Genomic DNA, 263 nt, shown 5'->3' on the forward strand with positions numbered 1-263 from the left:
GATCCAATGGTAGCTACAGCAGCAACACCAGCTAAACCAAGCAAACCAGTTGTAGATACAGACCTTACAGGTAAAGCAGGAACTAAAGATCCAGTTGTAGTAACTGCAGACCCAGGCACTAAGGTAGAATTGTTCGACAAAGATGGTAACAAGATTGGTGAAGCAACAGCAGGAACAGATGGTAAAGCTACAATCACCCCAACCGTTGATATTCCAGCAGGTAATGTAACTGCTACAGCTACAAAAGATGGTCAAACATCAGA

General features: G+C 43.3%; 1 protein-coding gene. It reads left to right on the forward strand.

The genetic code is table 11. The features are described 5' to 3' along the window. Positions 1-263, forward strand: a 263-nt coding sequence (locus HMPREF2728_RS10790; RefSeq protein ID WP_186822184.1) for a hypothetical protein, incomplete at both ends; no start/stop codon positions are given.

The organism is Streptococcus sp. HMSC061D10 (assembly GCF_001808865.1).
Classification (GTDB): domain Bacteria; phylum Bacillota; class Bacilli; order Lactobacillales; family Streptococcaceae; genus Streptococcus.